This is a genomic window from Psychrobacter sp. ANT_WB68, assembly GCF_008369115.1.
In the GTDB taxonomy this organism is placed as follows: Bacteria; Pseudomonadota; Gammaproteobacteria; order Pseudomonadales; family Moraxellaceae; genus Psychrobacter.
This window is the reverse complement of sequence record NZ_VOAZ01000001.1, coordinates 253,666-280,080: the sequence shown is the minus strand read 5'-3', so window position 1 is coordinate 280,080 and position 26,415 is coordinate 253,666. Positions and strand designations below refer to the sequence as shown.

The 26,415-nt window shown below is 42.9% G+C and carries 26 protein-coding genes; 14 read left to right on the top strand and 12 right to left on the bottom strand.

The features are described 5' to 3' along the window. Positions 1–39 precede the first annotated feature (39 nt). The 3 genes from uvrA (at position 40) to FQ084_RS01200 (ending at position 5,127) form a co-directional block, all read left to right on the top strand. Complete coding sequence (gene uvrA / locus FQ084_RS01210) at positions 40–2,946, top strand: excinuclease ABC subunit UvrA (protein ID WP_149488823.1); 2,907 nt, start codon at positions 40–42, stop codon at positions 2,944–2,946. 241 nt (positions 2,947–3,187) lie between these two features. Beyond that, entirely contained in the window at positions 3,188–4,144 is a 957-nt protein-coding gene (locus FQ084_RS01205) for a hypothetical protein (RefSeq protein WP_149488822.1), read from the top strand. 530 nt (positions 4,145–4,674) lie between these two features. After that, complete coding sequence (locus tag FQ084_RS01200; protein ID WP_149488821.1) at positions 4,675–5,127, top strand: TM2 domain-containing protein; 453 nt, start codon at positions 4,675–4,677, stop codon at positions 5,125–5,127. Between the two features lie 262 nt (positions 5,128–5,389). On the opposite strand, the gene FQ084_RS01195 is transcribed toward FQ084_RS01200, so the two are convergent. After that, the gene (locus FQ084_RS01195; RefSeq protein ID WP_149488820.1) at positions 5,390–5,671 is read right to left on the bottom strand and encodes a DUF503 domain-containing protein; all 282 of its coding nucleotides are present in this window, start codon (positions 5,669–5,671) and stop codon (positions 5,390–5,392) included. 163 nt (positions 5,672–5,834) lie between these two features. Between FQ084_RS01195 and FQ084_RS01190 the strand changes: the two genes are divergently transcribed. The 3 genes from FQ084_RS01190 to gorA all read left to right on the top strand — a co-directional run bounded on the left by FQ084_RS01190 (position 5,835) and on the right by gorA (position 8,668). Then, complete coding sequence (locus FQ084_RS01190; RefSeq protein WP_149488819.1) at positions 5,835–6,650, top strand: threonine/serine exporter ThrE family protein; 816 nt, start codon at positions 5,835–5,837, stop codon at positions 6,648–6,650. A 1-nt stretch (position 6,651) separates the two neighbouring features. Next, positions 6,652–7,104, top strand: coding sequence for a threonine/serine exporter family protein (locus FQ084_RS01185; RefSeq protein WP_010201359.1), 453 nt, complete (start codon positions 6,652–6,654; stop codon positions 7,102–7,104). A 208-nt stretch (positions 7,105–7,312) separates the two neighbouring features. Continuing rightward, the gene (gene gorA, locus FQ084_RS01180; protein WP_149488818.1) at positions 7,313–8,668 is read left to right on the top strand and encodes a glutathione-disulfide reductase; all 1,356 of its coding nucleotides are present in this window, start codon (positions 7,313–7,315) and stop codon (positions 8,666–8,668) included. Between the two features lie 124 nt (positions 8,669–8,792). Here gorA and FQ084_RS01175 read toward each other — a convergent pair whose 3' ends face one another. The 3 genes from FQ084_RS01175 to FQ084_RS01165 all read right to left on the bottom strand — a co-directional run bounded on the left by FQ084_RS01175 (position 8,793) and on the right by FQ084_RS01165 (position 10,843). Then, the gene (locus FQ084_RS01175) at positions 8,793–9,839 is read right to left on the bottom strand and encodes an XAC2610-related protein (protein ID WP_149488817.1); all 1,047 of its coding nucleotides are present in this window, start codon (positions 9,837–9,839) and stop codon (positions 8,793–8,795) included. An 89-nt stretch (positions 9,840–9,928) separates the two neighbouring features. Beyond that, positions 9,929–10,390, bottom strand: coding sequence for a DUF2846 domain-containing protein (locus FQ084_RS01170; RefSeq protein WP_149488816.1), 462 nt, complete (start codon positions 10,388–10,390; stop codon positions 9,929–9,931). Between the two features lie 84 nt (positions 10,391–10,474). Further along, positions 10,475–10,843: a hypothetical protein gene (locus FQ084_RS01165; protein ID WP_262880612.1), complete on the bottom strand. Its 369-nt coding sequence runs from the start codon at positions 10,841–10,843 to the stop codon at positions 10,475–10,477. 255 nt (positions 10,844–11,098) lie between these two features. Between FQ084_RS01165 and FQ084_RS01160 the strand changes: the two genes are divergently transcribed. Continuing rightward, positions 11,099–11,260, top strand: coding sequence for a hypothetical protein (locus tag FQ084_RS01160; RefSeq protein ID WP_262880611.1), 162 nt, complete (start codon positions 11,099–11,101; stop codon positions 11,258–11,260). A 24-nt stretch (positions 11,261–11,284) separates the two neighbouring features. Here FQ084_RS01160 and FQ084_RS01155 read toward each other — a convergent pair whose 3' ends face one another. Together FQ084_RS01155 and FQ084_RS01150 are read right to left on the bottom strand one after the other, a co-directional pair. Continuing rightward, positions 11,285–11,956 (bottom strand): GNAT family N-acetyltransferase, encoded by a 672-nt coding sequence (locus FQ084_RS01155; protein WP_149488814.1) that lies wholly within the window; start codon positions 11,954–11,956, stop codon positions 11,285–11,287. Between the two features lie 107 nt (positions 11,957–12,063). After that, entirely contained in the window at positions 12,064–13,674 is a 1,611-nt protein-coding gene (locus FQ084_RS01150) for an FAD-dependent oxidoreductase (RefSeq protein WP_149488813.1), read from the bottom strand. A gap of 397 nt (positions 13,675–14,071) precedes the next feature. Between FQ084_RS01150 and truD the strand changes: the two genes are divergently transcribed. After that, positions 14,072–15,274: a tRNA pseudouridine(13) synthase TruD gene (truD, locus tag FQ084_RS01145; RefSeq protein WP_410477325.1), complete on the top strand. Its 1,203-nt coding sequence runs from the start codon at positions 14,072–14,074 to the stop codon at positions 15,272–15,274. A gap of 64 nt (positions 15,275–15,338) precedes the next feature. Here truD and FQ084_RS01140 read toward each other — a convergent pair whose 3' ends face one another. Continuing rightward, the gene (locus tag FQ084_RS01140; RefSeq protein WP_149488811.1) at positions 15,339–16,871 is read right to left on the bottom strand and encodes a sensor domain-containing diguanylate cyclase; all 1,533 of its coding nucleotides are present in this window, start codon (positions 16,869–16,871) and stop codon (positions 15,339–15,341) included. A gap of 375 nt (positions 16,872–17,246) precedes the next feature. Beyond that, complete coding sequence (locus FQ084_RS01135; RefSeq protein WP_149488810.1) at positions 17,247–18,128, bottom strand: PHP domain-containing protein; 882 nt, start codon at positions 18,126–18,128, stop codon at positions 17,247–17,249. A gap of 202 nt (positions 18,129–18,330) precedes the next feature. Between FQ084_RS01135 and ispZ the strand changes: the two genes are divergently transcribed. The 4 genes from ispZ to mnmD all read left to right on the top strand — a co-directional run bounded on the left by ispZ (position 18,331) and on the right by mnmD (position 22,181). Further along, positions 18,331–18,882, top strand: a complete 552-nt coding sequence (gene ispZ / locus FQ084_RS01130) for a septation protein IspZ (RefSeq protein WP_149488809.1) — start codon at positions 18,331–18,333, stop codon at positions 18,880–18,882. A gap of 235 nt (positions 18,883–19,117) precedes the next feature. Next, positions 19,118–19,447, top strand: coding sequence for a YciI family protein (locus FQ084_RS01125; protein ID WP_149488808.1), 330 nt, complete (start codon positions 19,118–19,120; stop codon positions 19,445–19,447). Next, entirely contained in the window at positions 19,444–19,983 is a 540-nt protein-coding gene (locus FQ084_RS13340; RefSeq protein ID WP_262880610.1) for a hypothetical protein, read from the top strand. Before FQ084_RS01125 ends, FQ084_RS13340 begins: the two co-directional genes overlap by 4 nt. A 101-nt stretch (positions 19,984–20,084) precedes the next feature. Beyond that, positions 20,085–22,181 (top strand): tRNA (5-methylaminomethyl-2-thiouridine)(34)-methyltransferase MnmD, encoded by a 2,097-nt coding sequence (mnmD, locus tag FQ084_RS01115; protein WP_149489556.1) that lies wholly within the window; start codon positions 20,085–20,087, stop codon positions 22,179–22,181. 94 nt (positions 22,182–22,275) lie between these two features. Here the strand turns inward: mnmD and yiaA are convergent, their stop codons facing one another. Further along, a complete protein-coding gene (yiaA, locus tag FQ084_RS01110; protein ID WP_223144834.1) occupies positions 22,276–22,839 on the bottom strand; it encodes an inner membrane protein YiaA in 564 nt (187 codons plus the stop codon). Between the two features lie 172 nt (positions 22,840–23,011). Between yiaA and FQ084_RS01105 the strand changes: the two genes are divergently transcribed. Beyond that, complete coding sequence (locus FQ084_RS01105; RefSeq protein WP_149488807.1) at positions 23,012–23,629, top strand: hypothetical protein; 618 nt, start codon at positions 23,012–23,014, stop codon at positions 23,627–23,629. A gap of 39 nt (positions 23,630–23,668) precedes the next feature. Beyond that, the gene (locus FQ084_RS01100) at positions 23,669–24,280 is read left to right on the top strand and encodes a hypothetical protein (protein WP_149488806.1); all 612 of its coding nucleotides are present in this window, start codon (positions 23,669–23,671) and stop codon (positions 24,278–24,280) included. Between the two features lie 107 nt (positions 24,281–24,387). Here FQ084_RS01100 and FQ084_RS01095 read toward each other — a convergent pair whose 3' ends face one another. The 3 genes from FQ084_RS01095 to FQ084_RS01085 all read right to left on the bottom strand — a co-directional run bounded on the left by FQ084_RS01095 (position 24,388) and on the right by FQ084_RS01085 (position 26,310). Then, complete coding sequence (locus tag FQ084_RS01095) at positions 24,388–24,981, bottom strand: DUF4112 domain-containing protein (protein WP_410477324.1); 594 nt, start codon at positions 24,979–24,981, stop codon at positions 24,388–24,390. Between the two features lie 76 nt (positions 24,982–25,057). After that, the gene (gene ubiA, locus FQ084_RS01090; protein ID WP_149488804.1) at positions 25,058–25,975 is read right to left on the bottom strand and encodes a 4-hydroxybenzoate octaprenyltransferase; all 918 of its coding nucleotides are present in this window, start codon (positions 25,973–25,975) and stop codon (positions 25,058–25,060) included. Positions 25,976–26,067: 92 nt separating this feature from the next. Next, the gene (locus tag FQ084_RS01085) at positions 26,068–26,310 is read right to left on the bottom strand and encodes a hypothetical protein (protein WP_149488803.1); all 243 of its coding nucleotides are present in this window, start codon (positions 26,308–26,310) and stop codon (positions 26,068–26,070) included. Positions 26,311–26,415 lie beyond the last annotated feature (105 nt).

Here is a 26,415-nt window from a genome sequence, read left to right as displayed (position 1 = left end):
TGTATGCTTTTATTTTAGCAAATAGGAAACTTATCACCGATGGCACATGACCATATCGCAATACGCGGCGCACGTACGCACAACCTAAAAAACATCGACTTAGATATTCCACGCGACAAGTTCGTAGTAATTACAGGTTTATCAGGGTCTGGTAAATCCTCATTGGCATTCGATACCTTGTATGCTGAAGGGCAACGTCGTTATGTCGAAAGCTTGTCGGCGTATGCACGTCAGTTCCTCTCACAAATGGAGAAACCAGACGTCGATAGCATCGAAGGGCTGTCCCCTGCGATTGCTATCGAGCAAAAATCGACCAACCACAACCCACGCTCAACGGTTGGTACCATTACCGAAATTTATGACTATTTACGTCTGCTCTATGCGCGTATCGGTACGCCTTATTGCCCAGAGCATGGTGAGCCAATGGTCGCGCAGTCGGTCACGGAGATGGTCGATCAAGTCATGGCATTGCCAGATGACACTAAGATTATGATTCTTGCGCCAGTGATTCGTGAGCGTAAAGGTGAGCATACGGTGTTACTTGAGCAGCTAATTGGGCAAGGTTTCGTGCGCGTACGCGTTGACGGCGATGTCTACGATACCGATGAGCTACCAACGCTCGATAAAAAGAAAAAACATACCATCGAAGTCGTCGTTGACCGCTTTAAAGTGCGTGATGACTTGGGTAACCGCGTTGCTGAAAGTCTGGAAACTGCCCTTCGTTTAGGTCAAGGGCTGGTCACTTTGCACTTTATGGATGGTAATCCAAAAGAAGGTGGTGACGCTAACCAAGTGATGTCAGCTAAGCACTCTTGCCCTGTCTGTGATCGCGCGGTCTCTGAGCTTGAACCACGGATGTTCAGTTTTAACAACCCTTATGGTGCTTGCCCAAGCTGTGATGGTCTCGGTAAACGTCAGTATTTTTCTGCTGAAAAACTGATTACCCATCATGAAAAATCGCTCAATCAAGGCGCGATTAATGGCTGGGATAAACGTCATGCCTATTACTTTGGGCTGCTCTCTACCGTTTGTAATCACTTCAAAATCGATATGGATGCACCGTGGCAAGATCTGCCGAAAGAACAGCAAGACCTCATTATGCAAGGTTCTGGTAAAGAAAAGCTGACGTTTAACTTTACTGATGAGCGCGGACGTAAAACCAATAAGACGGTACCATTTGAAGGCGTATTACCTTATTTAGAGCGCCGTTATGCCAAAACTCAAAGCAACCTTGTACGTGACGAGCTAGCAAAATACTTAGCTGATACCACTTGTAACGTCTGTGATGGTGCGCGTCTCAATGAGATTTCACGCAATGTCCGCGTTGATGATCAAACCATCGCCCAAATCGTTAAGCTATCTATCGGTGATGCGGCTGACTATTATAAAACGCTAAAAATTGGCGGTCATAAAGGTGAAGTCGCAGAAAAAATCTTTAAAGAGATTAATGAGCGTCTAAACTTCCTCGTCAGTGTCGGGCTTGATTATCTATCACTTGCCCGCTCTGCGGAAACGCTATCGGGCGGTGAAGCGCAGCGTATACGTCTTGCCAGTCAAATTGGCGCTGGTCTCATGGGCGTGATGTATGTGCTCGATGAGCCGTCAATTGGTCTACATCAACGTGATAATGATCGCTTACTCAAAACCTTAACGCGCTTGCGTGATTTGGGCAATACTGTATTGGTCGTTGAGCATGATGAAGATGCCATTCGCCAAGCGGATCACGTCATCGATATTGGCGTCGGCGCTGGCGTTCATGGCGGTCACATCATCGCTCAGGGTACGGTCGATGACATCATGGCGAACAAAGAATCGCTGACTGGACAATATATGTCTGGTAAGAAGAGAATCGAGATTCCAGCCATTCGTCATAAAGCCAAAACGATCGATATGGAAGTCAAAGGTAAAGCCAAGCCTAAGCAAGTACCAATGACCATCGAACTCAAAGGTGCATCCGGTAACAACTTACATGATGTTGATTTGACCTTGCCAATCGGCATTATGACTTGTATTACTGGCGTTTCAGGTTCTGGTAAATCGACGCTAATCAACCGTACCTTAATGCCATTAGCCGCGACGCAATTAAATAATGCCTCGACGCTTATCGCCGATAAGCATGACAGCATCAGCGGTCTTGAGCATTTGGACAAAATGGTCGATATCGATCAAAGCCCGATCGGTCGTACCCCGCGCTCAAATCCAGCAACTTATACCGGTGTATTTACGCCAGTACGTGAGATGTTTGCACAAACCCAAGAAGCACGCGCCCGTGGTTATAAAGCCGGTCGCTTTAGCTTTAACGTTAAAGGCGGACGCTGTGAGATGTGTCAAGGTGATGGTCTCATCAAAGTTGAGATGCATTTCTTACCGGATATGTATGTGCCGTGTGATACCTGTGAAGGCAAGCGCTATAACCGCGAAACCTTAGAGATTCACTATAAAGGTAAAAACATCGCTGACGTACTCGATATGACGGTTGAAGATGCGACCGAGTTCTTCTCGGCCATTCCAGCGATTTATCGTCGCCTACAAGCCTTGATGGATGTCGGTCTTAGCTATATCCGTCTTGGTCAGTCTGCACCGACGCTATCAGGCGGTGAAGCGCAACGGGTGAAACTGGCGCGTGAACTTGCCAAACGTGATACCGGACAGACGCTCTATATCTTGGATGAGCCAACCACTGGTTTGCATTTCCATGATATCGATAAGCTGCTGCATATCTTGCATGCCCTACGCGATAAAGGGAATACTATCGTGGTCATCGAGCATAACTTGGATGTCATCAAAACGGCCGATTGGGTGATTGATTTAGGTCCTGAAGGCGGTAAAGGTGGCGGACTCATTATCGCTGAAGGTACGCCAGAGGAAGTGGCTGAAGTCAAAGGCTCGTATACAGGTGAGTTCTTGAAGCCGATGCTTAAGCAAGCGATGAAAGAAGTGAGCTAACAGAAATTCGTTAATTATTAATAAAAGGCTACTCTTTAGGGAGTGGCCTTTTTTATTGGTGGTGATAAATAAAATAGACTTTAAATACTTTATTTTAGCGAATATGAAATCTTGACATTTGTTGCTCAAATATTACTGATAAGTTATAATCCTTATCTTATTTACCAAACATTTAATCAACTTTGTAGTACTTGCCCTTGCAGAAATGTGCTCGGGATATTGCACATAAAGAAGAAAAAGCATGGCTCTAATTAACTGTCCTGAATGTTCTAAAAGTATTAGTGATCAAAGTACTTCTTGCCCTAGTTGCGGTTTCCCTACTGCTAGAACTGTTCCTTCTCCTTTACAACAAGTAGAGGACAATAATTCACGAGCAAGCAGTCGTCAAAGACAAAAAAATAGTGGCTGTTCTGGCGCAATTATCTTCCTACTTCTTATTATAGTTGCTATCAGCTATTGGCTTGTGAATAGTTATGATAACTACACAGAGAAAGCAAGGCAATACAGTGAAGAGCCCTCAGAAACTCATGAAGAACCATTACAGGTCGAGAACTCATTGTTTGATTCTGAATTGACACAGATACCAATGTTGCTTTCTGGTTCAAGTGAAGATGGACGCTATTTCGTTATCTCTCACTTTACATCTTATGAGCTTGAACATATTGAGTATGTACGTAGAGGTAACGAAAGTGACTCTTATGGGCAGATGCAAATTAACTGCGAAAAGCATGAGATAAGAAAAAGCTCATCAGAGAGCTTTAAGGGTTTACCATCAGCAGAGTTGGGGGATTGGCATACGCCAACACCGGATTGGACGGATCAAGATATTATTAATTTTATATGCAAAAAGCAGTCTGTTCCAAAGCAACCTCAACTTAATACAGAAAGAAATGCTGTAGAAGAACCTGTATCAACGTCAGAAACCTTTGTGTCTATACCGATGTCTGATTCATTTGAGAATGGTCGATACTTTCTTACATCACAAACCACAGAAAACGGTATCGAAAATATTGAGTATATACGTGAAGGGAATGACAACACCTCATATGCAAAAATGCAAATCAAATGTCTAGACAATGAGATAAGAAAGTATTCAGCAGATAATTCTAACGCTTTGCAATCAGCAGATATGGGAGACTGGTATACGCCAACCCCAGACTGGACAGATCAAGATATAGTTAACTTTATCTGTAAATAGTAACTTGAATCGTATAGCTTTTAGCTGAAAGTAGAAAAAATATGGCTTTAATCAATTGTCCTGAATGCACACACAAAATTAGCGACCAAAGTGTCTCTTGTACTAACTGTGGGCTCCCAACCTCTAAAATGAGCTTCTTAATTCAATGTCCTGAATGCTCTGAGTTCACCAGTAATCAATGCATCTCCTGTACTAATTGCGGCTTTCCTATTGCTAAACCTGCACCGTTTAAAAACATTCAACCTTCATCCGAGGAACTTAAGGAACTTAAGGAGCTTAAGCTTCTTAAGGAGCTTGAAGCAGTTGGGGAACATGAAGAGTCCGAAGGGATCGAAACGATAGGTGTCATCATCATTATCTGCATTGGCATTTACTTTATGTCTAAGGATGATGACATTAACTATCTTTTACAGCATGTTGTAGGTCTATTTTCAAGGTAAAGCAATTAGCTCTGTATTTCTTAGAGATTGCATATTCATTTAGTTAAAACATTATAGATAACATCTAAAAACTTAAGAAACGGAAAATATATGGCTATTATTGATTGTCCTGAATGCACACACAAAATTAGCGACCAAAGCGTCTCTTGTACTAACTGTGGGATTCCGACTTCTAAAATGAAGTTTTTAATTAAATGCCCTGAATGCTTTGAGTCTATTAGTAATCAAAGCGCTTCTTGTAGTCATTGTGGCTTTCCTATTGCTAAACCTGCACCGTTTAAAGCTGTCCCACCTCCTCTGCCGACTCAAAACCATACTCCTATCGTACGGGTAAACAGTAGTAGAAAAAGCAAAGGCGTTGCAATATTGTTAGCTTTATTCTTAGGAGATTTTGGGATACATAAATTTTATTTAAATCAGGTTTTTTGGGGTATTTTATATTTATTGTTCTGTTGGACATTTATACCAGCGATAATTTCTCTTTTCGAAGTAATCATACTATTATTCATGAATGAATCTGAGTTTAATCGACGTTTTGGGTAATGAGTATTCTGACTAAATTGATTTTTTTAAATCAGCAGATGTAAGGTACATTCCATGCACCGATAATAAATAGACCTATCATCTTTAATACTTTGCATAACTTTTTTGAATATTTCATACAATAATCTAAGTTAATCAAAACTAACCTTATTAAAATGGTGCGTTAGACGCACCCTACGCTACTGGCTATTAGTCACCGCTCTAGTGGGCAACCAAGATATGAGCGGAAAGCGGGATTGGCTCCCTACAAAAGCACCCTTACCTAAATAAACTCCCTCTCAACATCCATCACCCGCGCATCTACCACACGCTCTATCTTCGCCTCTAACTGACTACACTGTGATTCAACATCACGTCTAGACAAACCAACGATCACAAAGGTCCACTCGCTGGCGTCATGCCGATCACGCTCACCGCTCTCACATACCGCGACACTTGGTGTATTGCCAAAGCGTGCATGCAAGCCGCCCATACGTTGGCGCTTTTCTTTTAATGAGCCACAGCCGGGTAAAGCAAAAGTCAGCGTTAAGATAGCGATATGCATTTTATTCTCCTTGCGACAGTGGTTTACGCTTTATAATAGTAGCAAATAAGCACGTCAAGTTATGCTATCGTTACCTTGCCGTATCGATAGCCCATAACCATTCACACTGTTTATAGTTATAACATTCATAAATATCACAATAGCCAATATGCGTATCTAATCAATGACCTCTATCAGCTACGTACAGCAACAGCACATTACTCGATTATGCGTGCGCTGCGGACTACTCCTTATGCAATATGGCGCTGAGTCTGCCGTGGTGGTGGACTTATCCAAACGCTTAGGCCTTGCTTTGGGGATGAACAGCGTAGAATGTTCGCTGAACTTTAACGCCCTTACCTTGACCACTATCTGTGGTGAGCGCTGTATCACCACCACCAGAGACACGATTAATCAAAGTATCAATGTCAATTTATTGGTGCAAATTCAGCAAATTATAAACAGAACCGAAGCCAATACAAATAGCGACAAGCTAGATAACCATAAACTAAATCATGAGTTGACTGAGCGCACCACCCTTGCCTTTGATGAATTAGATAAGACCGTTTATCCAACATGGCTAGTGGGCATATTTGTTGGTGCATCTTGTGCTGCATTTGCTTATCTAAATGGCGGCAGTTGGTCGATTACCGCCGTGACATTTATCGCAGGTATGGTAGCGATGTTCACTCGTATTTATTTGGCCAAACACCATTTTAATCCTTTTATAGCAGTCATCGTGACCGCTTTTATCGCTTCTTTAATCGGCGCGACGACTTATTATTTTGATATTGGTAATAATGCTGATATTGCCGTTGCCTCTAGTGTGCTCTTACTAGTACCAAGCTTTCCTTTGATCAATTCTTTTTCAGATATATTAAAGGGCTATGTCAATATTGGGATTGGGCGTGCCGTTTTTACCTATATGCTAACCTTGTCTGCGTGCGTTGGTATCGTGATGGCGCTGGTTTTACTTAGAATACAGCACTGGGGGTTTTAAGATGTGGTTCATTGAAACCGTTGTGCTGTCATGTATCATTACCCTTGGTTGGACGCTAATGTTCAGCGTACCCAAACGCTATATTCTGCCGTGTTTACTGATGACCGCGTTTGGATTTGGGCTAAAAACAGCGCTGGTCTATCAGCACGTCCATCTCGTGGTTGCCAGCTTTTTTGGGGCGATGCTTGCCAGCTTTTTAGGCGTGTATTTTTCAAAAAAGTATACCCTACCGCCCAAAGCGTTAATCTCGCCAAGTGTCATCTGTATGATGCCAGGTATCGCCGCTTATAAGGCGATGGTCAGTATGGTGCAGATTGGCTATTTTGGCTTTTCCGACGAATTATTTAGCCAAATGATGGTGTATCTATTTGAAGCTCTATTTGTGACCTCAGGATTGGTGCTGGGCTTGTCCATTCCCGGACTGTTATTTTATAGACGTCGTGCCATTGTTTAAATGAGTCTAAGTGGGTTTAATTGGTGGACTATTTTCGCCTAAATGCTTTTATACTCTGATGCTAGTTGGCACATCCTAATAAGCAAAACCTTGTAAGATTAATAATAATACCCATTACAATAGCGTTCATAACAACAGAATTAAAAAACAATCGCGTTCAATATTGCATCAACACGCACCAGTACACATAGACTCAAGAGACCTAACCATGACAAAACATTATGACTATATCGCCATTGGTGGCGGTAGCGGCGGCATCGCTTCAATCAACCGCGCAGCGAGCTACGGCAAAAAGTGCGCCATTATCGAAGCCAACCAATTGGGCGGCACCTGCGTAAACTTGGGCTGCGTACCTAAAAAGGTGATGTGGTATGGCGCACAAGTTGCCGAAGCCATTCATAAATATGCACCGGACTATGGCTTTGATATTGAGGTCAAAGGCTTCGATTTTCAAAAACTGGTGCATAGCCGCCAACAATATATCGAAAATATTCATCGTTCTTACGATAATAATTTGGCAAAAAACGGCGTTGAAGTAATTAAAGGCTTTGCCAAATTTGTCGATACCAATATGGTAGAGGTCAATGGCGAACTTATTACCGCTGACCATATTTTGATTGCGACAGGCGGTCATCCTATTTTCCCAGACATCAAAGGCGCAGAATACGGCATCGATTCTGATGGCTTTTTTGCTTTAAATGAGTTGCCAAAACGTGTTGCTATCGTTGGTGCAGGATATATCGCGGTCGAAATCGCAGGAGTGATGAATAGTTTAGGCGCTGAAGTCCATCAATACGTGCGTCAGCATTCGCCGCTGCGCTCATTTGACCACACTATCGTGGAGACTTTACTGATAGGGATGGAACAAGACGGCATTCAATTGCATACCAATACCACGCTCACCGAAGTCCGTAAAAATGACGACGGTAGCCTGACTTTATGTACCGCAGATGGTAGCCTCGATACGGTAGATTGTTTGATTTGGGCGATTGGTCGCGCGCCTTCTACTGATAATATCAATTTGCAAGTGACGGGCGTAGAGACGACCGAGTTTGGCAAAATTAAAGTGGATAAGTTCCAAAATACCAATATTAAAGGTATTTATGCGGTTGGCGATATTATCGAAAATAGTGTTGATTTAACGCCGGTGGCGATCGCAGCAGGTCGAAGACTTTCGGAGCGATTGTTCAATAACAAACCCGATGAGCATCTGAACTATGAGCTGATACCGACGGTTATCTTCACCCATCCTGCTATCGGCACGATTGGCTTGTCTGAAATCGATGCAGTTGAGCAATATGGTAAAGAAAATATCAAATGTTATAAATCGACCTTTACCTCTATGTATAGCGCCGTCACTCAGCACCGTCAAAAGTGCGTGATGAAGTTAGTGTGCTTAGGTGAGGAGGAAAAAGTGATTGGCTTGCATGGCATTGGCTATGGTGTCGATGAGATGATTCAAGGCTTTGCCGTCGCGATAAAAATGGGCGCGACGAAAGCGGACTTTGATAATACGGTTGCTATTCATCCGACAGGCTCGGAAGAATTTGTGACCATGCGCTAATTTGTCTTAATATATGCTAGTTCGATAGTGTTCATAAATAAAAAGGCTATTCTTCACAGAGTAGCCTTTTTCATTTTTAAAAGTAATCACTAGCGCCGTTTATATATGATTACTCCTGTCTGCTCTATTTAACACTTACATTCTCAAAGCGCCCAAGATTGTTTAAATTTCCACCCACACTACCAACTTTTGCTTTTAAGAGAACGGTCTTATTAGAATTTCTGACCGTAATACCTTTATTATTTATTTCATAAACCACTGGCTTATTGGTGAAGCTCAAGGTTTTTTGCTTAGCGTCATATATGAACTGTCCATCATAATACAACTCAATTTTACCGTCTTTATCAGCAAAGGCATAATACAGATGATCCTCATCATAGCTATCGAGTATCATTTTTTTGCCATTATCTAAATCGAATCCATAAACATAGCGCGATGAATCATCTCCTTCTTCGTACATAGCTAGCTGTTGGTACTGGTTTTCGACCATCTTGCCATTGACTCTTGTTTTCTCAAGGATAGAGAGTAAGCCTTTGTAGTTATATTCTTCCTCTACGATACGCACCGCTACTGGTTTATTATTGATGACTTTATAATCTGAATATTGATGCCATGCCGCGCCACTCTTAGTCATGGTATGTAAAGTTTGCGCATCTTCATCAATATCAAAAAATCCGCAATTACCTTGTGCCAGTTCAGTAAAACCTTCGCTATGCACGAAAGTCCTACCTTGCTTGAGATAAACCTGATAAGAAGGGCCGCCATAACAGCCATAACGCCCATCTTTAATCGCTAAGTCAAACTTATTGTCAAAATTAAAGTCGTCATAAATCAGCACACTACTCTCTCCATAAGGCAGACTGACAATATTGGCGCTGATTTTGTCGCCTAGCTGATGCGCTTCACTGTTATCAAGTTCATAGTCAATATCGATATCAGCAGGCTGACTAATCAAGATTTTCTTAGTCTTGGCGTCTCTTATTTCCACAATGCTATTGGTTTCACTATCTGCATCATTTGTTGATTTAATAATGGCATAGTAATCGTCAGAGAAGTCTTGAATCTGATAGGTTTGAGCTAGGGCTGGATAGGCTAAAAAAGGCAAAACAAACAAACCCAAAAATGCGAATGCCTTCTTGCTTATCTTTTTAGAGAGAAAATAAATATCCATATAAATCCTTAGCAGCTTAAGAAAATAAAAAAGATGCCAATTTACATTAGCATCTTTTTATCAAAAAATATCTATCAATAATCTTTAGATTATTTACTACACTTACCTTTAACACCCAAATTTAGGTCGCTAATAGCCTGTTTTCCTTCTGCTTCAGGCACCAGTTTAAGACCCGCACCACCGACAATTAGACCCGGCTTAATATATTGTTTTACAAAGTAGTTATTACCAGCTTTAGTATCAATCATTAAATCGTTAGGAGAGAATTCAGATTCTGTAGAAACTTTATGCTGCATATTGCCTAGTACTTCGTGATAGAAGAAAGTACCACGTGCCGTTTCGCCAATACACTCATCATCTACCCACACATCTTTCTTTAAAGCGCCACCCACCACACTATTACTACGATAAATATATAGCCCAGCATTGTTGGCACTAGGTGCTTTCACTTGTTTAAGCACATTAGACACTTCTGCTTGTTCCGTAGGAACAGAGGCACAGCCAGCAAATAATACTGACGTCATAGTTAGGAAAACGATCTTTTTAAACATGTTATCTCTCTAAGAATAAAGTTAGTATGACTTGAACATTTTGATGATTTTTTTATAAGTAGTTTATAAAGGCATAGCTCAGTTCTAATCACCCAACACCCACTCATCATTGATTTGATAAACTTTAAAATTGGTCTTATTGGTGCGGCTATTCCCCGCAATCGTCTGGGTGATATCAGCGGTACACATATAAGTATTATCACCCTCAACGCTGTCACAATTGATATTCTCGATACGCTCAAGCTTTGGCATCATGCCTTCCATCATGCCGTTCATGGCTTTTGCCATCTCATCATTGCCAGCATTCGCCATCGCATCATCCATGATGCTATTGGCTTGCTCATATTGCGCTTCTATAAGCCCTTCGACCGTACTTTCAGAAGGCGCGTTTGAGCACGCCGCAAATAAAGGCATTAATAATGCAATGACAGCCATTTTTTTAAAATTACTCATACCAGTCTCAATGTATCTGTAATGTTATTTCACTATACAGAATTACATCTTAGAACCCAACTTAATTTTAGAGGATATGCTCACCCTGATGATAAATAGCTTTTATAAGGCAACGAGATAAAAGGATTAAAGTGCATCTAATGCTTAATACTGACAGTACAATCACGATACTGCTATGATGTGCTTAATAATGACCGTTGCGAGATGCTTGTGTGGCAGATATATTTTTTTATATTACCAATTGGTCTGGGAATCATGACGTTAGTCGCAAGCTTGATGTGCTTGTTTGCCTACTTGATGTCTGACGATAATGCCACGCGCTTGCCCGCTTTTAACTGGTTTAAGCGCTTGATTATGGTGGCATTTCTACTATTGAGTGTCGGGCTGTTTATGACCTATGGAAATTTTTGGGGTTAGTCTAATGGAGGTTGATAAGCCTAATTAGCTGATAACTAGCTTCTCTAATTCTAATAGCTGTAAATCTTGACGCTTAGGTTCGCCATTATTACCATCGACTGGAAACGGCATACTATTACCAGTTAACTGATAACCGCGGCGCTGATAATAAGACAAGAGCTCAGGGCGATGGCTTAAAATAGACATGGTCAGACGAGCGGGGTTTTTATTAGGTGTCTGCGTACCTGACAGTAAATGCCGCTGCGCAAAAGTCTCTGCCGCCTGCAATATCTGATGACCAACGCCAAGCCCTTGCAGCTCAGGCAGTACCGCAAACATACCGATATACGCTTTTTTATTATACGCACTTTCATTACAGCCGTTTGTATCAGAAGTGCCTGTATCTAAGTCAGCCTCGACTTTTATATCAACCGCAATGCAGCCCAATAACTCACCCGTTTCTTCACCATCACGTTCACCTGTCGTAGTTTTTGGATAAATAAAAACGTAATGTTTTGGGTCAGCAATAACTGCTAAAAGCTCATCTTTGGTGGTACGAATACCGCCGATTAAATCGGCCTCATTGGTCCAGCCTTCCGCTTGCCGATAACAACGATTTAGCAATTGTTCAAGCGCGTCGATATCACCCGCTTCAGCTTGACGTAAAAATACGGATTGTCTATTTAACTGCTCTTTATTTATGTGATCTTGATTCATAAAATCGGTTTTCCTTTTCCGTTTAGTTATTATAAAAGGCTATAGTATAAAAGGCTGACCTGAATAATCAAGCCAGCCTTTATAGTAATACTTATTAGTTTTGAGTACTAGCGCGACAACACCTGTGCCTGTTCGATAATATCAAATCCTGCATGGATTTGAGCGCGCGTTGGCGCATGACCACTGCGCAATAATTCAGAGAAAGCAATCAGCTCTTTGTCACGTCCAAGTGAACTTGCCGCACTGGCTCGAGTATCTTCGCCAGTATCGTCAAAATAATATTCGATATAATCAAGGTTATCTGGCGAACCAAATAGAATGCCACTATCAGGCGTGGCAGCGTGTCCGCTGTAGCGTAGGCTTTTGCCGTATTGTGCTGTCCAAAAGAAAGGAATACGTTCTGCTAACGAATCGACATTATCTTCATTTAAGATAGCCGCCGCCGTAACTAAACCATGTTGTAACGCAACGCGCCAATGCTCAATACGCATGCGACCCATTTTGTTGGTTGCTTTAGCAATATCACCCAGCGCATAGACGCCGTCACGCAGTTGTAAATGCTCATCAACTTGCACACCATCTGGTGCGTTTACCTCATTTAACAGCTCAGTGCGTGGGGCGACACCTGTTCCTAAAATCACCATATCAGCGGCAAGCGTACTACCATCTGATAGGCTTACGCCGCTGACTTTACCATTCTCATTACTATTAATTTCATTAACATCCGCACCAAAGGCGAAGGTGACGCCTTTTTTTTTATGCAGTTTGATTAAAGCATTGCTGACGGTTTCAGAGACAATATTAGCCATGACTCGGCGGCTGCGCCCAACGACAGTGATAGAGGCAGCCTTCCCTGCCTCCATTAATGCCGACGCTACTTCCATACCGATAAAACCAGTACCTACGATAACGACATGCTTACTATCACTGGCATTTTTAATATCCTGGGCGTCATCCATGCTACGTAGCGTATAAACACCATTGAGCTCAGTACCTTTAAAAGGTGGTATCTTTGGTGCAGCGCCTGTCGCTACGACTAAAAAATCCGCTGTTTGTTGCTCGCTGTTGCCCTCTTCGTCGGTTATGACAATCCTACGCTCATTGGGTAGTATCTCGCTGACGGTTTGTTGTAAGCGTAAATCAATATTATTGTTACTGGCCCAGTCAGCGCCGCCAAGCATTAAATGTTTTTCGTCCATTTTGCCTGCCAGAAACATTTTGGATAATAAAGGACGATTATAAGGTGCTTTATCATCTTGAGTAATCAAGGTAATCTTGCCGCCATAACCCGTATGTCGCAGCTGATTGGCAGTCATAAACCCTGCACCGCCGCCACCAACAATAATCGTATGGGTATCCGTCATTTTATCATTGGCTACGCGCTTATCTATCTTCGCTGCAGTATTGACGGTCAGACTATCGCCCTCATCGGTCAGCTCGTATTGGGTCAGCCCTCGCATCGCGACCGGCTCTAATAGCGTGCCATCGCTACTATCAAAGCTGCCATGATGCCATGGGCAGATGACGCGATTGCCACAGCGTAATCCTGCTCCCAAATCAGCGCCAGCATGCGGACATTTACCATCAAAGGCGCTAAATTCGTCCTCATCACGCGTGATTAAAATGATACTATCGTCATCCTGTTTATAGGATTTCATGCCGCCACTTGGAATGTCGGCTTTGCTAATGGTGACGGTATGAATCGTTGCGTTGCTCATAAGTTATCCTTAACAATTATTATTGACCGTGATTGGTTCCTGCTAAAAACGTATTGATATCGTGTGATTAAATCACTCATTAGCGATAGAAATACACGATTTAAAAAATCAGATATCTTGATAGTAGCAAGCTGATTTAATAGACGCTGTTTTTTTGTAGGCTTGCTGCGTTGCAAAACGTAATTCTGACTTTTAAATCTGTAATGCCTTTTAAACCTTTAATACATATCTCAACCACTTTACTTTAAAATCTATAATCAAAATAAAAGACGACTCTATGACTTCTCAAGATGACAAATCGAACCTTAGCGCAACTTCTCAAACCGATTTAAATAACGATTTAGCTAATAATAAACTTCTCGATAAAAAAACATTTGATATCTCAAGCATCGATACTATGGACACCTTCGATATTAGCGCCGCTACTAATACGGCCAAATTGCCACAACCGCTGCCGCCGCCTTTAAAACAAGCGACTTATAAAGCCCATGCCACAGATTTTGCGGTAAATGAGATATTACCGCTCGACTTTAGCGGTGAAGGTGAGCATTTATGGCTGCATATTGAGAAGTTAGGCATGAATACCGCTTACCTTGCCAAACTCCTATCCGAATGGGCAGAGATTCCACTGCGAGATGTTGGTTACTCAGGGCTTAAAGATCGCCACGCGTTGACGACACAATGGTTTAGCCTGCGCATACCAAAAAAGCAATTACCAGAATCTGAATTTGCACCCGTAGATATCGGAGCCGACGAATCAGTCACTATCCTTGCGCAGCATTGGCATAATAAAAAGCTCAATCGCGGTACCCATAAGGCCAATCAATTTATCATTACCTTGCGCGATATCCAGTTTGCCGATTTTGATACAGCAGCGCCGATACCTGAGCAGTTATTATCAGCTAAACAAAGTGAAAAGGATGCTGTCGAGCAGCATTTAGCCTATATAAGCACAACGGGCGTACCCAATTATTTTGGCCCGCAGCGCTTTGGCCGTAATGGTAATAATGTGAGAGAAGCATTGGCATTGTTTGCCCGTCCAGCGCCAGAAAGTCGGCCGCAACCCAAAAAGAGCAAACGCAAACATACACCGCGTGAGCAAAATAGCATGGAGTTGTCTGCCGCACGTAGCTTGATATTCAATGAGATATTGGCAGCGCGTGTACGAGATGGCAGCTGGGATACTGGAGTTGAAGGTGAAGTGTTCAACTTAGAGGGGTCAGGCTCTATATTTGCCAGCGAAGCAATCGACGAGACTTTGAAAGCGCGACTTGCCAGCGGTGATATTCATCCGACCGCGGTATTATGGGGCGTGGGTAATGATAAAGTCAGCGGCGTAGCAGCCGCTATCGAAAATGATATTGTGCAAAAAAACCCATTATTAAGTCAGCTAGCAGTAGGGTTAGAGAAACGTGATATCAAAGCACAACGACGAGCACTAAGGTTACCGATTGAGGGACTAAGTTGGGAGTGGCAAGGTGGGGAAAATGGCGGTGAGCAGACACTGGTATTAAACTTTACTTTAACCACAGGCAGTTTTGCAACAAGTGTGCTGGCAAGCTTAGTTCAAGATCTAGACACATCATCAGCAAAGATTTAACAATCAGACTATACGGTTATGTGGTTGATGCCAGACACCATATAAAAAACGACTAGGACATGCCCTAGCTAGTGGCATAAAGGACAGAAATCTTGTCCTTTTCCGCCGCGAGCATATCATTGGCGCTGACCACCTGATTACGACCACGGTCTTTTGCCTCATATAAGGCTTTATCAGCAATACAAATTAAGCGCTGACAAATATCGCTCGGCAGCTGGGCTTTTAAAATTTCTGTGGCAGCGCGTTTTCTTCTTTGCGATATTCTTTTTTGAGCATGGGTTTTTTGCGAGCCTGCTTTGTGGGTGCTTGTTTTGTTACTGTTGGCCTCTTGCCTACGGTTTTTTTGTGGCTCTGCACGCGTCTGCGTACCTTCCTCTAATGCTAATGCCCTATATTCACTCCGAATGCGAGCGCGCTCATCATGTGTCAAGGTATAAACCCCTAAACTGGCCGTGATATTAAAATCTGCACCATCATCACTCTTGATGACATGTTGCGCAATATCTTGGCGTAGCTGCTTTGCAATGGTCATCGCACTATCATGCTGAGTGTCGGGTAACACAATCAAAAACTCTTCACCGCCATGGCGGCTGATAATCGTCTCTTCTGATAAAGACTTTACTAGCGTCTGGGCAACCTCGAACAATACTTGGTCACCAACGTCGTGACCATAATTATCATTGATATTTTTGAACCAATCTAAATCCAGTAAAATCACGCTAAAATCTTGCTTATCGCCCATTGCCAACAGTGCTTGCTGCATTTGCATCAAACCATAGCGGCGACTTTTCAGCTGAGTCAATTCATCTTGATTGGCATACTGCATAATCTCAGCTTTACTGTTATCCAATATCAATAGCAGCGTGCGAAACATGTAGATGATAAAAATTGCTTTTGGCAGCGCCATATAAATATGGGTGGTACGCCAAAAAAATGCATAGGAGAAACGCAATTGATTAAAGCTGTCCCAGCTAAGCGTACCATTTTGAAAAACCGACGCAGAGATGGCATTTTCGATCATTGTCATTTCGTTATAGGTGAGATAGTTATAGCCATCTAAAGGAAAAGAGGCAATCGTCATTTGACGTAGATTGGGTATCGTAAAGCCAAAATAAGGAATCAGAGTAACCAAAAAAATCAGTGTAATATGCCCCAAAAAAGCTTTCCATACATAGCGGCGACGTATGAGCATCATCCCTAGCATCGCACCGCCTACGAGTGAAACCCCTGCAACCAAACTACTATAACCCATGACTAAAATGACCACGGCAATATAAAGGCTATAGAGCGTAACTATGATCGCTTGCCATTTATATAATGAACCCGTATCTTTTCTAATCGGTGATAAACGGCTGACCATCCAAGAAAAGAAAAGGACCATCAGTGTCAGTCCAATCCACAAGGGGTACAGCACGTCCATATCTACATAGCTGCCATATGTATCTTGGCGCCACCAGACAAATAAACACCATAGCCAATGCGATGACACTTCTAGCAAAATAAACAATGCCAGCAGCAACGCCCTATCAGCAGCTTGCCACTCGAAAATTACTCGCGAGAGTTTTCTGTAGCCTAGATGAGATATCGATACAGCCATAATGGGCTACCGCAGATAGTGAAAGTTATTGAGCTAAACCAAATAAGAAAATAAGAAAATAAGAAAATAAAAAGGATGACTTATATTGGACTTAAACTGACGCATTTAGTGTGGCAATTTTTCCTTTGATTATCAATCTGTTTAAGTGATTTATGCGTCAATGTCTGACATCTCATTTTATTTTATTTTTAGCACATGGTCTTAAGATAGGCTTTTGAATAATAGTCTTGACTCCTGCTGTAACCGCTGTTATCCCTGCTACTTTAATAAATACAGGTAACACCTGCCTTTAAAATTATTTAAGAGCATTCAATCATCATTAAAAAAACCTTAGTTTAGCTTACTTATTATTTTGAAGTGATAACCTATTTTGGACTAAGCCAATGCCGCAAACGACTGCCAAATACCTTGCTGTTCAGGGTGAAGATTTGGCACGTCACCCAAGCGTCGCCATGGCATATTACTACCATGAAAGTCGCTGCCTATCGACGCGGCAAGCTGATGTTCAGCAATGCTGCGATCGACCATTCTACGGGTACTAATCGGTTCGCTATTTGACGGCAATTCACAAGCATCACCGCCAAGCTGCGCAAACTCTTCAATCAGCTTACGTACGCGGGTGGCCGAAAGCTGATAACGCGTTGGGTGCGCCAGTACTGCCTTGCCGCCGCAAGCATGAATCAGCTCGATACCATGCTGCATCGTTAATGCCTCAATCGCCACATAGGCCGGCTTATTATCCGCCAAGTATTTATCAAAAGCTTTTTGCACGGTTTTTACCTCACCGCGTTCAAATAATACTTGACCAATATGCGCACGTCCTACTGCTTGTGGGTTGTCGCCTGCTTTATCGAGCACCGCTTGCCATAATTCGTCGTAATCAATCGTTAATAGTTCGCTGAGTTTTTCAGTGATACGTTGACCGCGCGTAGCACGGCTATCTTGTAATTGTTGCAAGGTGGCATGCATTTTATCAAAATCGGTAAAATCCAGTCCAAGCACATGGATGATTTTATTGGTTGATTTGTTTTTACCGTAGCCGCCGCTAAGCGTATGCTCGCAGCTAATCTCAACCCCATTGATTAATTGCATATCGCAGGCCTTAGCCGCTGCTCGTGCCTCATCGATACCCATCAAGGTATCATGATCGGTTAGCGCCAGTACATTAATGCCAGCATTGTGCGCGCGCTGTACCACCTCGGCGGGCGCATAAGTACCATCAGAACAAGTACTGTGGCAATGTAAGTCGATTTTCATAAAGCTGGCCTTAAGATTTTGAATGTGTTGTTCATTTAAATATGCGGTCGATACTAAGTATATTATCAGTAAAACGAGCTAAAAACGGCGAAGACATGGCATATCGATAGCATATCCGACGATTATCAGGTTGATTGCTTTTTTTTGCGGCAGTAGACGTGTAAACTACCCCATACGTTTTTTGTTGGACATCCTATTTGCTATGAAAGCCTTATTAGACTTCATTCCGTTGATCGCTTTTTTTATTGCCGCGCGTTACAGTGGCATTTTAGCGGCGGCAGGCGCATTGCTCGTTGCCACTATTATTATTTATGCCATCCATTTTGTGCGTCAAAAAGGCAAATTTGATAAACAGCAGTGGGTCGTTTTATTATTAACCATCGTCTTTTGCGGTGGTACGCTGCTATTGCGTGACGACATTTACCTGCGTTGGAAGTCGCCTATTATCAACGGTATCTTTGCCTTAACGCTGTTGGTCAGCGCTGCGATTAATAAACCGTTGATGCAATTGGCCATGAAAGAGGTGTTTTCACTCACGCTGAGTGGTTGGAAAAAACTGACCGTCGCTTGGGCTCTGTTTTTTGCCATGATGGGCGTTCTGCATTATATCACGGCATTCACCATGTCTGATGAGGCTTGGATTAACTTCAAAACCTACGGCTGGATTCCGATTATGTTGGTATTCGTGGTCGCCCAATTTGCGCTGTTAAAAAATCACCTCAATCCAGCGTTAACTGACAAAACTAACAAATAAAAGCTGTTGAGTAAAAGCACCTAAATACAGAACCAGCAGCCAAGAAGCTATCAAGCCGTTTTTATTATAAGATAATAAAAACGGCTTCTATTGCTAAATACTCATCGTGACAATTTTTAATCATAGAAGCTGTTTTAATTATAAAAGCTGATTAAAAGTATCATGAGATATATTGCCATTATTTTTTATTATTATTTGTAGCGCTTTATTCATACTATTTAATTGAGGAAGTCCCATGTCCTTATTTGCCATTATCGGTCATGATGTTGCAGGTAGCAGCCCACAGCGTCAGGTGACGCGCGCCGAACACGTCGCCCGCCTGCAAGTATTACAAAGCGAACAGCGACTTATTATCGCAGGTCCAACGCCTATTGAGCATGGTAAAAGTGAGATGTCAGGCAGTCTGATTATCGCTGACTTTGACTCCCTCGATGCCGCGCAAGCATGGGCAAGCGCTGAGCCTTATTTGCGTGATGGCGTCTATAGTCATGTAGATATCAAGCCATTTGTCCAAACATTGCCTGCACCTACTGACTACGCAGTAGATAAGGTAACAGCATCGTGAGTGAGCGGTTATTCTTATTAAATACGGCTACTTCCAACCAGGTTGCTAAGTGCGTTTTTGGCCGTGTCGCTAACGTTAACTTTGCTAGCCTATTATTGCTTGCTAGTCTATCGGTCCAAGCGGCGCCAACCATTACCAATGCTGACCATGCGGCAGGAACGGCTGCACTTGCGCCTAATGCTGTATTAGCGCCTAACAATGTGACTCAAATAACCCCGCCAAATACTGCTTCAAATACCGTAGCAACTACAGCACCGAACCTCGCTGCGAGTGCTCAGCCTGCGACCAATATTAACGATACCTTAGCAGCGCAGCTACAACCTTCGAATAAAGCGCTATCTGAGGCCAATCAAGAATTGCTTAGCCATAATGCCCAGCTTCAGCGCCAAGTCAACGACTTACAGACGCAAGTAAACGTTTTGGTTTATGAAAGCAAAGGTCAATTGTTTTTATATGGTGCATTCACGGTCTTAATTAGCTTATTGGTCGGGATTTTTATTTCATGGTTGGTATTTGTTCGCCGTGAACGCTGGTAGTAAATCCTCTATAAATGTGATGCTTTATGTCTAAGTCTGCTATACCTAAGCCTTCATCTATTGCCACGCATACGCCTCATAGAGCTACCAAACCCCCTAAGATGCCTGCACCGCCAAACGCAATTACCCCTGCTAAGATTGCATGGCAAACCGATGATGCTGGCAATCAAGTGCCAGTATCAGGAGAATTTGGTGATGTGTATTTCTCACACGCTGATGGCTTGGCAGAATCCCGCCATGTGTTCTTAGCTCATAATCAACTACCAGAACGGCTAGCGAACCTTGCAGACAAACAATGCTTTACTGTCGCTGAATTAGGTTTTGGTACTGGCTTAAATTTTTTAGCGACATGGCAGCTTTGGCGTGAGCTTCGTGTTCGACAGCCGCATTTAACAAGCGCACGCTTGCACTTTATCACCACCGAAAAATACCCCATACCGCTTACTGACTTAACGCAGATACTCATTTTATGGGCACAACGCGCGCCCGAGCTTGCTGAGATAGTTGAGCAACTTTTAGCCAGCTATCCACCGCTTATTGCTGGCTGTCATCGCCTAAATTTTATTGACGATAACGTCACACTTGATATTTGGCTAGGCGATGCGGCTCATAGTTTGGCAAGTTTAGGTGCTTTAGATACTTCATATGCTTTATATACCTTAGATACTGAAGCGGCTATTAAGCACCCTTACATTGATGCTTGGTTTTTAGACGGTTTCGCGCCTTCTTGTAACGAAACCTTATGGGCAGATACTATATTTACCCAAATGCAGCGCTTATCACGTGTTGGCACAACTGCTGCTACTTATAGCTGTGCCGGTATTGTTAAACGTGGGTTGCAAACTCATGGCTTTGAGATTAATAAGGTGAAAGGTTTTGGGCGCAAGCGTGAAATGCTGACGGCAGTCATGGCTGGCATTACTGATTTTCTACCAACTGAGTCTTTACCAATCGAGTCTGTGTCTATAAATGACGATAGGAATGCTTCAATTTACCCAAACCTTCCTAGCCACACAGTAGTAATTGGCGCAGGCGTTGCCGGACTGCTCACGGCTTGGACGCTAGCCAATCGCGGCATGGCTGTGACGATGATAGATAAGGTCGCGCCGCTTGCTGGCGCCTCTGGCAATCCGCGCGCCCTCCTCGCGCCAAACATGACGCCCATTCACCACGTTTATGAACACCTACACTCTATTGGTTATCTGTATAGCAGCAGACTATATCGTTATTTTAATCAGCAAGCAGTTCTTCAACAAACGCCGCTGATACTCGAACAGACGGGCACGTTAGACTTGCTAATCAAAACCAATATCGGCCCTGCGCAGATTGCCGCTTATCCCAATGAAATGGCCACCACGATTACTACTAAAGAAGCGCGGCGGTTAAGCGGCTTAAAAACTAAAGACTTAGCAGACAATTTATATTTGCCACAATCTGGTCTGGTCAATCCACAGGCGCTAAAAAAGGTCATCCTTGCGCATCCGAATATCACTTATCAGCAGCTTAGCGTCACCGATATCAAAGAACATAAAGATAAGGTCATGGTGATTGGTGATAAAGACAGTTATAATGGTAATAATAGTCAGAACCTTGTCACTATCTGCGCTGACAATGTGGTGATTTGCGCCGCGTATGAGAGTCACCAACTAGATAAACGTATCGTAGAATGCCGTACCATCCGCGGACAACTATCTTGGTTTACGCCCACTGACGAGCAGGTAGCTGGTCTGCCTAAATTACCGCTCAAATATAGTGGTTATTGCGCGCCCTTTATAGGACAAAGCGGTGATGCTGAGGTAAATATAATCGCCGAGGGTCAGCAGCAGTTTTTACTTGGGGCCAGCTTTGTAGATGCTGACGCCAGTACTGATATCCGTAGTGAAGAAAATCAGCAGAATTATGATAAATTGCTTGAGGATATTCCTGAATTAAGCAATATCTTGCCAGATGATACCAGCACATGGCAAGCGCGCGCCGGTGTGCGCACCCAGACCATTGATTATCATCCCTTAGTAGGACGACTTGCGCAAAGCCGTCGCATTTGGACGCTCTGTGCGATGGGGGCAAAGGGTTATGCACTGGCACCCATCTGCGCTGAGGCATTAGCGGATATGATGTTAGGCTGCTTCGCGCCTTTATCTGCCGTTACCTTAGCGCGACTATCGCCCAATCGTGCGCGCTTACATAAAGCTGGCTAACTTATTATCTAAGTTACTTATCCTATACAGGTTCGGATAGGCTCACACTAGCCAACATAAGCAATCGAACTCACCTTGATAGATACAGTCAAAATTATTCACTGCTATTCTGATCACTACTATCTTTTCGAGATTTAATAGAGCCAAATAATGACTTTCCTGAGTCTGATTTTTGATTCGATATTCTGGCTGCGCTGTCATGACTAAGGGTTGTCGGTGGCGAAATTAATGCACGGATTTGCGCTTCGTCACGGGTATTTTTTTGAATCGTGACGGCAGCAAATAAACTCATGGTAAACGCCATCATATAAAACCCTTTCTCACTCAAGCTTAAACCATTCGCATTCATCAGCCCAATAGCAATAAGTGCAATGGATACTGCAAGCGCCGCCCAGCTTATTAGATAATATAAATTGGTGGTTGGAATACCTTCTGCACGGTCACGCAGAGTTTTTTGTAGGCTGATTGCTGAATACAATCCCAGTGCTAAAATAGCAAAGTAATAGCCCTTTTCGTTAAGTAGCATACTTTGTGCATTCCATAACCCCATTAGATAGGCCAAGACGCCAACCATCATTACTGCCCAAGAGGTGCCTACATAAGCCGTGGTCGGCTTATATGCCGCTAGCTGACTTTTTGTAATTGTGTCATTATCCATTATCGTCCTTAACTGCTTATCCATGAGTATTGATTCATTCATAGTAACACTTACCAACTAGTGTCCTACCTTGAGGTAAAATAGCACAAGTGTGTTATGTTGTGATACACCAATATGCCAAGAAAAACGCACGTTTCTTTATATTCATGGGTTTTTATGACAGAGTCTTAACATGTCTTTTTTTACGCTACTTATTTTGCTCAGCCTTATCATTATCGTGCCCATCTTTTTTGTCATGAAAGAGAAATCTCGTCGGCTGCAAATTGACTCAACCCATAGGCACAAGCAATATTTAGCATCAGCCAGTAGCGCCTTGTCTAAAAATGAACAAGCATTGCCGCAAAGTGACAAAACGGATGGACTGGCTATTATTAAATTTAACGCGCAGCATCCGTTTATCAAATACCTGTACGCTGAGCAAGTTCCTGAGGCATTCCGAGCCATTATGGACGATATCGGTCAACAGTATGAACGCACGCACCATGCGCAAATCACTGAATCACAGCTCTTCATCCTCAATAAACTTATAGAGATACGCATACCCGAGCTGATTGATGATTACCTCAGTCTTGATCCACATTATGCCCGCACTGTCGTTATTGACCGCGATAAATCCGCCACCAGTTATAGTATAGTGCTAGAGCAATTAAACTCTATTTTGGACTTTGGACAAAAGCTAAACACTCAAAGCCAAAGTGGCGTCGTTGATAAGTTGCTTGCCAGTCGTCGCTATTTAGATGATGTTTACCAAGAAAGCGCAGTCAGCAACGACTTATTAAAGTTAAAATAAGAACTAGCCGATACCTTAATCAATGGATAGCTGTTTATTATGAAAACTGATATTTTTACCTTAGCTAAATCAAAACCATCCTTTAAAACGATTTCTATTGCGTTCTTAAGCCTATCACTGCTGAGTGCCTGCCAAAAGACGCCAGAACCTGAAGCAGCCAATAAGACTTCTACTGACACAATGACCCAAACGACGCCAGTGACCTCTACTACTAATAAACCAAAGGTTGCTGAAGAAGATACCAATACTACTAACGCAGAACAAGTGACGAACGTAACTGAACTGCAAAATGACCCACACGCAGTCGACAACTCAGAAAATAGTACTGCTATAGCGCCCAATCCAGAACAAGCCATCAAAGGCGCGCAAATCACTGATGTTAACTATCGCAGTGCCAGCGGTGAGACGCTATTTGTCATCTTTGAGACGTCAGAAAAAGGCGTGCTTAACGCTATCGTCACCTTACCGGGCAAACCAAAAATGACTTTAAGCGCGCCAGAAGGTCAAGGCAATAACCCTACTTATCGCTCAAACGATGGCAATATTCAGCTGGTCAGCCATGGCGGTGGTAGTAGCATAGACCTCATTCAAAATAATAAAATAACTAGCTTTGACGCCATCAGTGTAGAAGCAGAAGTCGTTACCGAGTAACGTTATGAATAAAACTTAGCTTAGAACCATTTAAAGGTAGTAATTTAAGCATTAAAAAGGCGACAAATATTATTAATGCTTGCCGCCTTTTTTGCTTTGGTTTGTCTTTAGCCAAAGCCAGTGGTCTTGCCAAATAGACTAACTAGCCAGCTTATCGCCGCCCATAAGCCCCAACCAATCACTACAATAACGACTAATCCCAACAAATCAGGAATATGCAAATATAGCCAAGCAACGACAGGATTGCGCCAAAAGAAAGCAAAGCGGCTTTGTTGCTGCTTATCTTCCAATGATTGATGCAAAAACGGCCGATCCATATGCATGGTTTCGGTGATACCGTATTCATCGTGTAAATGCTCATGTACGATACTCAATGTCTTACGACTGGGACGAATAAAAATATCGAGCAGTGTGCCAATCCCAGGGACGATACCAACCACCATATCAATCAGTGCCAATCTAACCGCTGGCGTCATTTTATGCGCCGGTACGCCTAACTGACGACCTAATACAAAAGCATAACTGGTCAGAGCCAGTCCTGCCAAATCTCCGGCCAGCGGAATGGTTGAGAGCGCCGCATCGGCACCCATGCCTTGTTTGGTAAAAGGAATCCGCACAAGAGAATCCATGGTATTGGCAAACTTTGCCAATTTACGCTCGGTCGCAATGACTTGCTCGCGAGTTAGCCCATGCTCAGCCATCTTTGCTTGATAATCGATGACTGGCGCATTAATATCCGCACTCCTTTTCACTTTTGACTTTGAGAGCTTCTTAAAGTTATCCATTAAAAGTCGTCCATAGACAAGCGATTGCGATAAGAGCAAAGACGTAACGCCCTACCCATATATTGGCTAAAAATGCCTGAAAGCAGGCCATAGCATGACGACTGGCACAAGCGCTGTTTTGCTTAGCAAACATCATCGCCACTAGCGCCAAACCAAATACGGGTATCACACCTACACTGGTTGGCGCAAAATAATGCCACATGACCGCACCCATAATAAGTAAAAATACGGTTTGTAGCAGTGAGATGATAATCACGTCATAGCGACCAAATAATATCGCCGTTGATTTGACCCCAATCTTTAAATCGTCCTCACGGTCAGCCATGGCATACTGGGTATCATAAGCCACTGTCCAACACATATAAGCAATAAACAACAGCCAACACCAGATATCAGGTGCGCCTTGTATAGCGACATATGCCATTGGTATCGCCCAACCAAAAGCTGCCGCTAAAAACACTTGCGGCAAATGGGTAAAACGTTTCATGAATGGATAAATAAACGCCAATATGACGGCGCCAAGCGACCAGTAGAAGACGACAACAGGTAAAAAGAACAGCAAACCAGCACTGAGTAATACCAATACCAAAAAAGCCGCAATGGCTTCTTTAGCAGACAAGCGTCCGTCTGCCAGTGGGCGTCCTTTGGTGCGGCTGACATGACCATCAACCTTGCGATCAGCAAAGTCATTGATCGCACAGCCCGCCGCCCGCATAAAAATCGCGCCCAACGCAAATATCAGCAATATCTTGAGACTTGGCAGACCTGCACTTGCCGCTTGCTGCTGCGCATGACCCATGGCAGCCAGCATCACGCCCCACAGTGTTGGCCATAGTAATAACTCTATACCTACTGGCTTATCAAAGCGCGTCAGTTGCAGGTAGGCTTGCAGTTTGTCGTTAAATGTCATGGTATTTTAATTATCATTGATAGAATATTTTGGATATCTGTTTACCTGCTTTTTCGGCAGCTATTAGATTGATTGGTTAATAAATTTAATAGCTACTGGATTTGTTGCCACAATTTATTGGCCTCAATGAGCGACAGCTCAGGATATTGTTTACGCAAAGCCTTTATGGCAGGAACTTTATCTTTTTGCGCTGTTTGTTGACGCAAAAAAGCCAATTGCTCTTGCGGATTGCTCAATTCTTTGAGACGCGCTTCCAGTCTTAATATTCGCGTACGTAGAACGATATTGATCAATAATAAACCTGCACCCATCATCCATATTATTAGCGTTGACATTCCCTGCTCCTAAATTCAACAAATCCAAACTTGGCAAACATAAAACTTCTAACTGTGTATTCTAAGCTCAATCACCAAATACATTGCTTATTATAAAAAACGCCT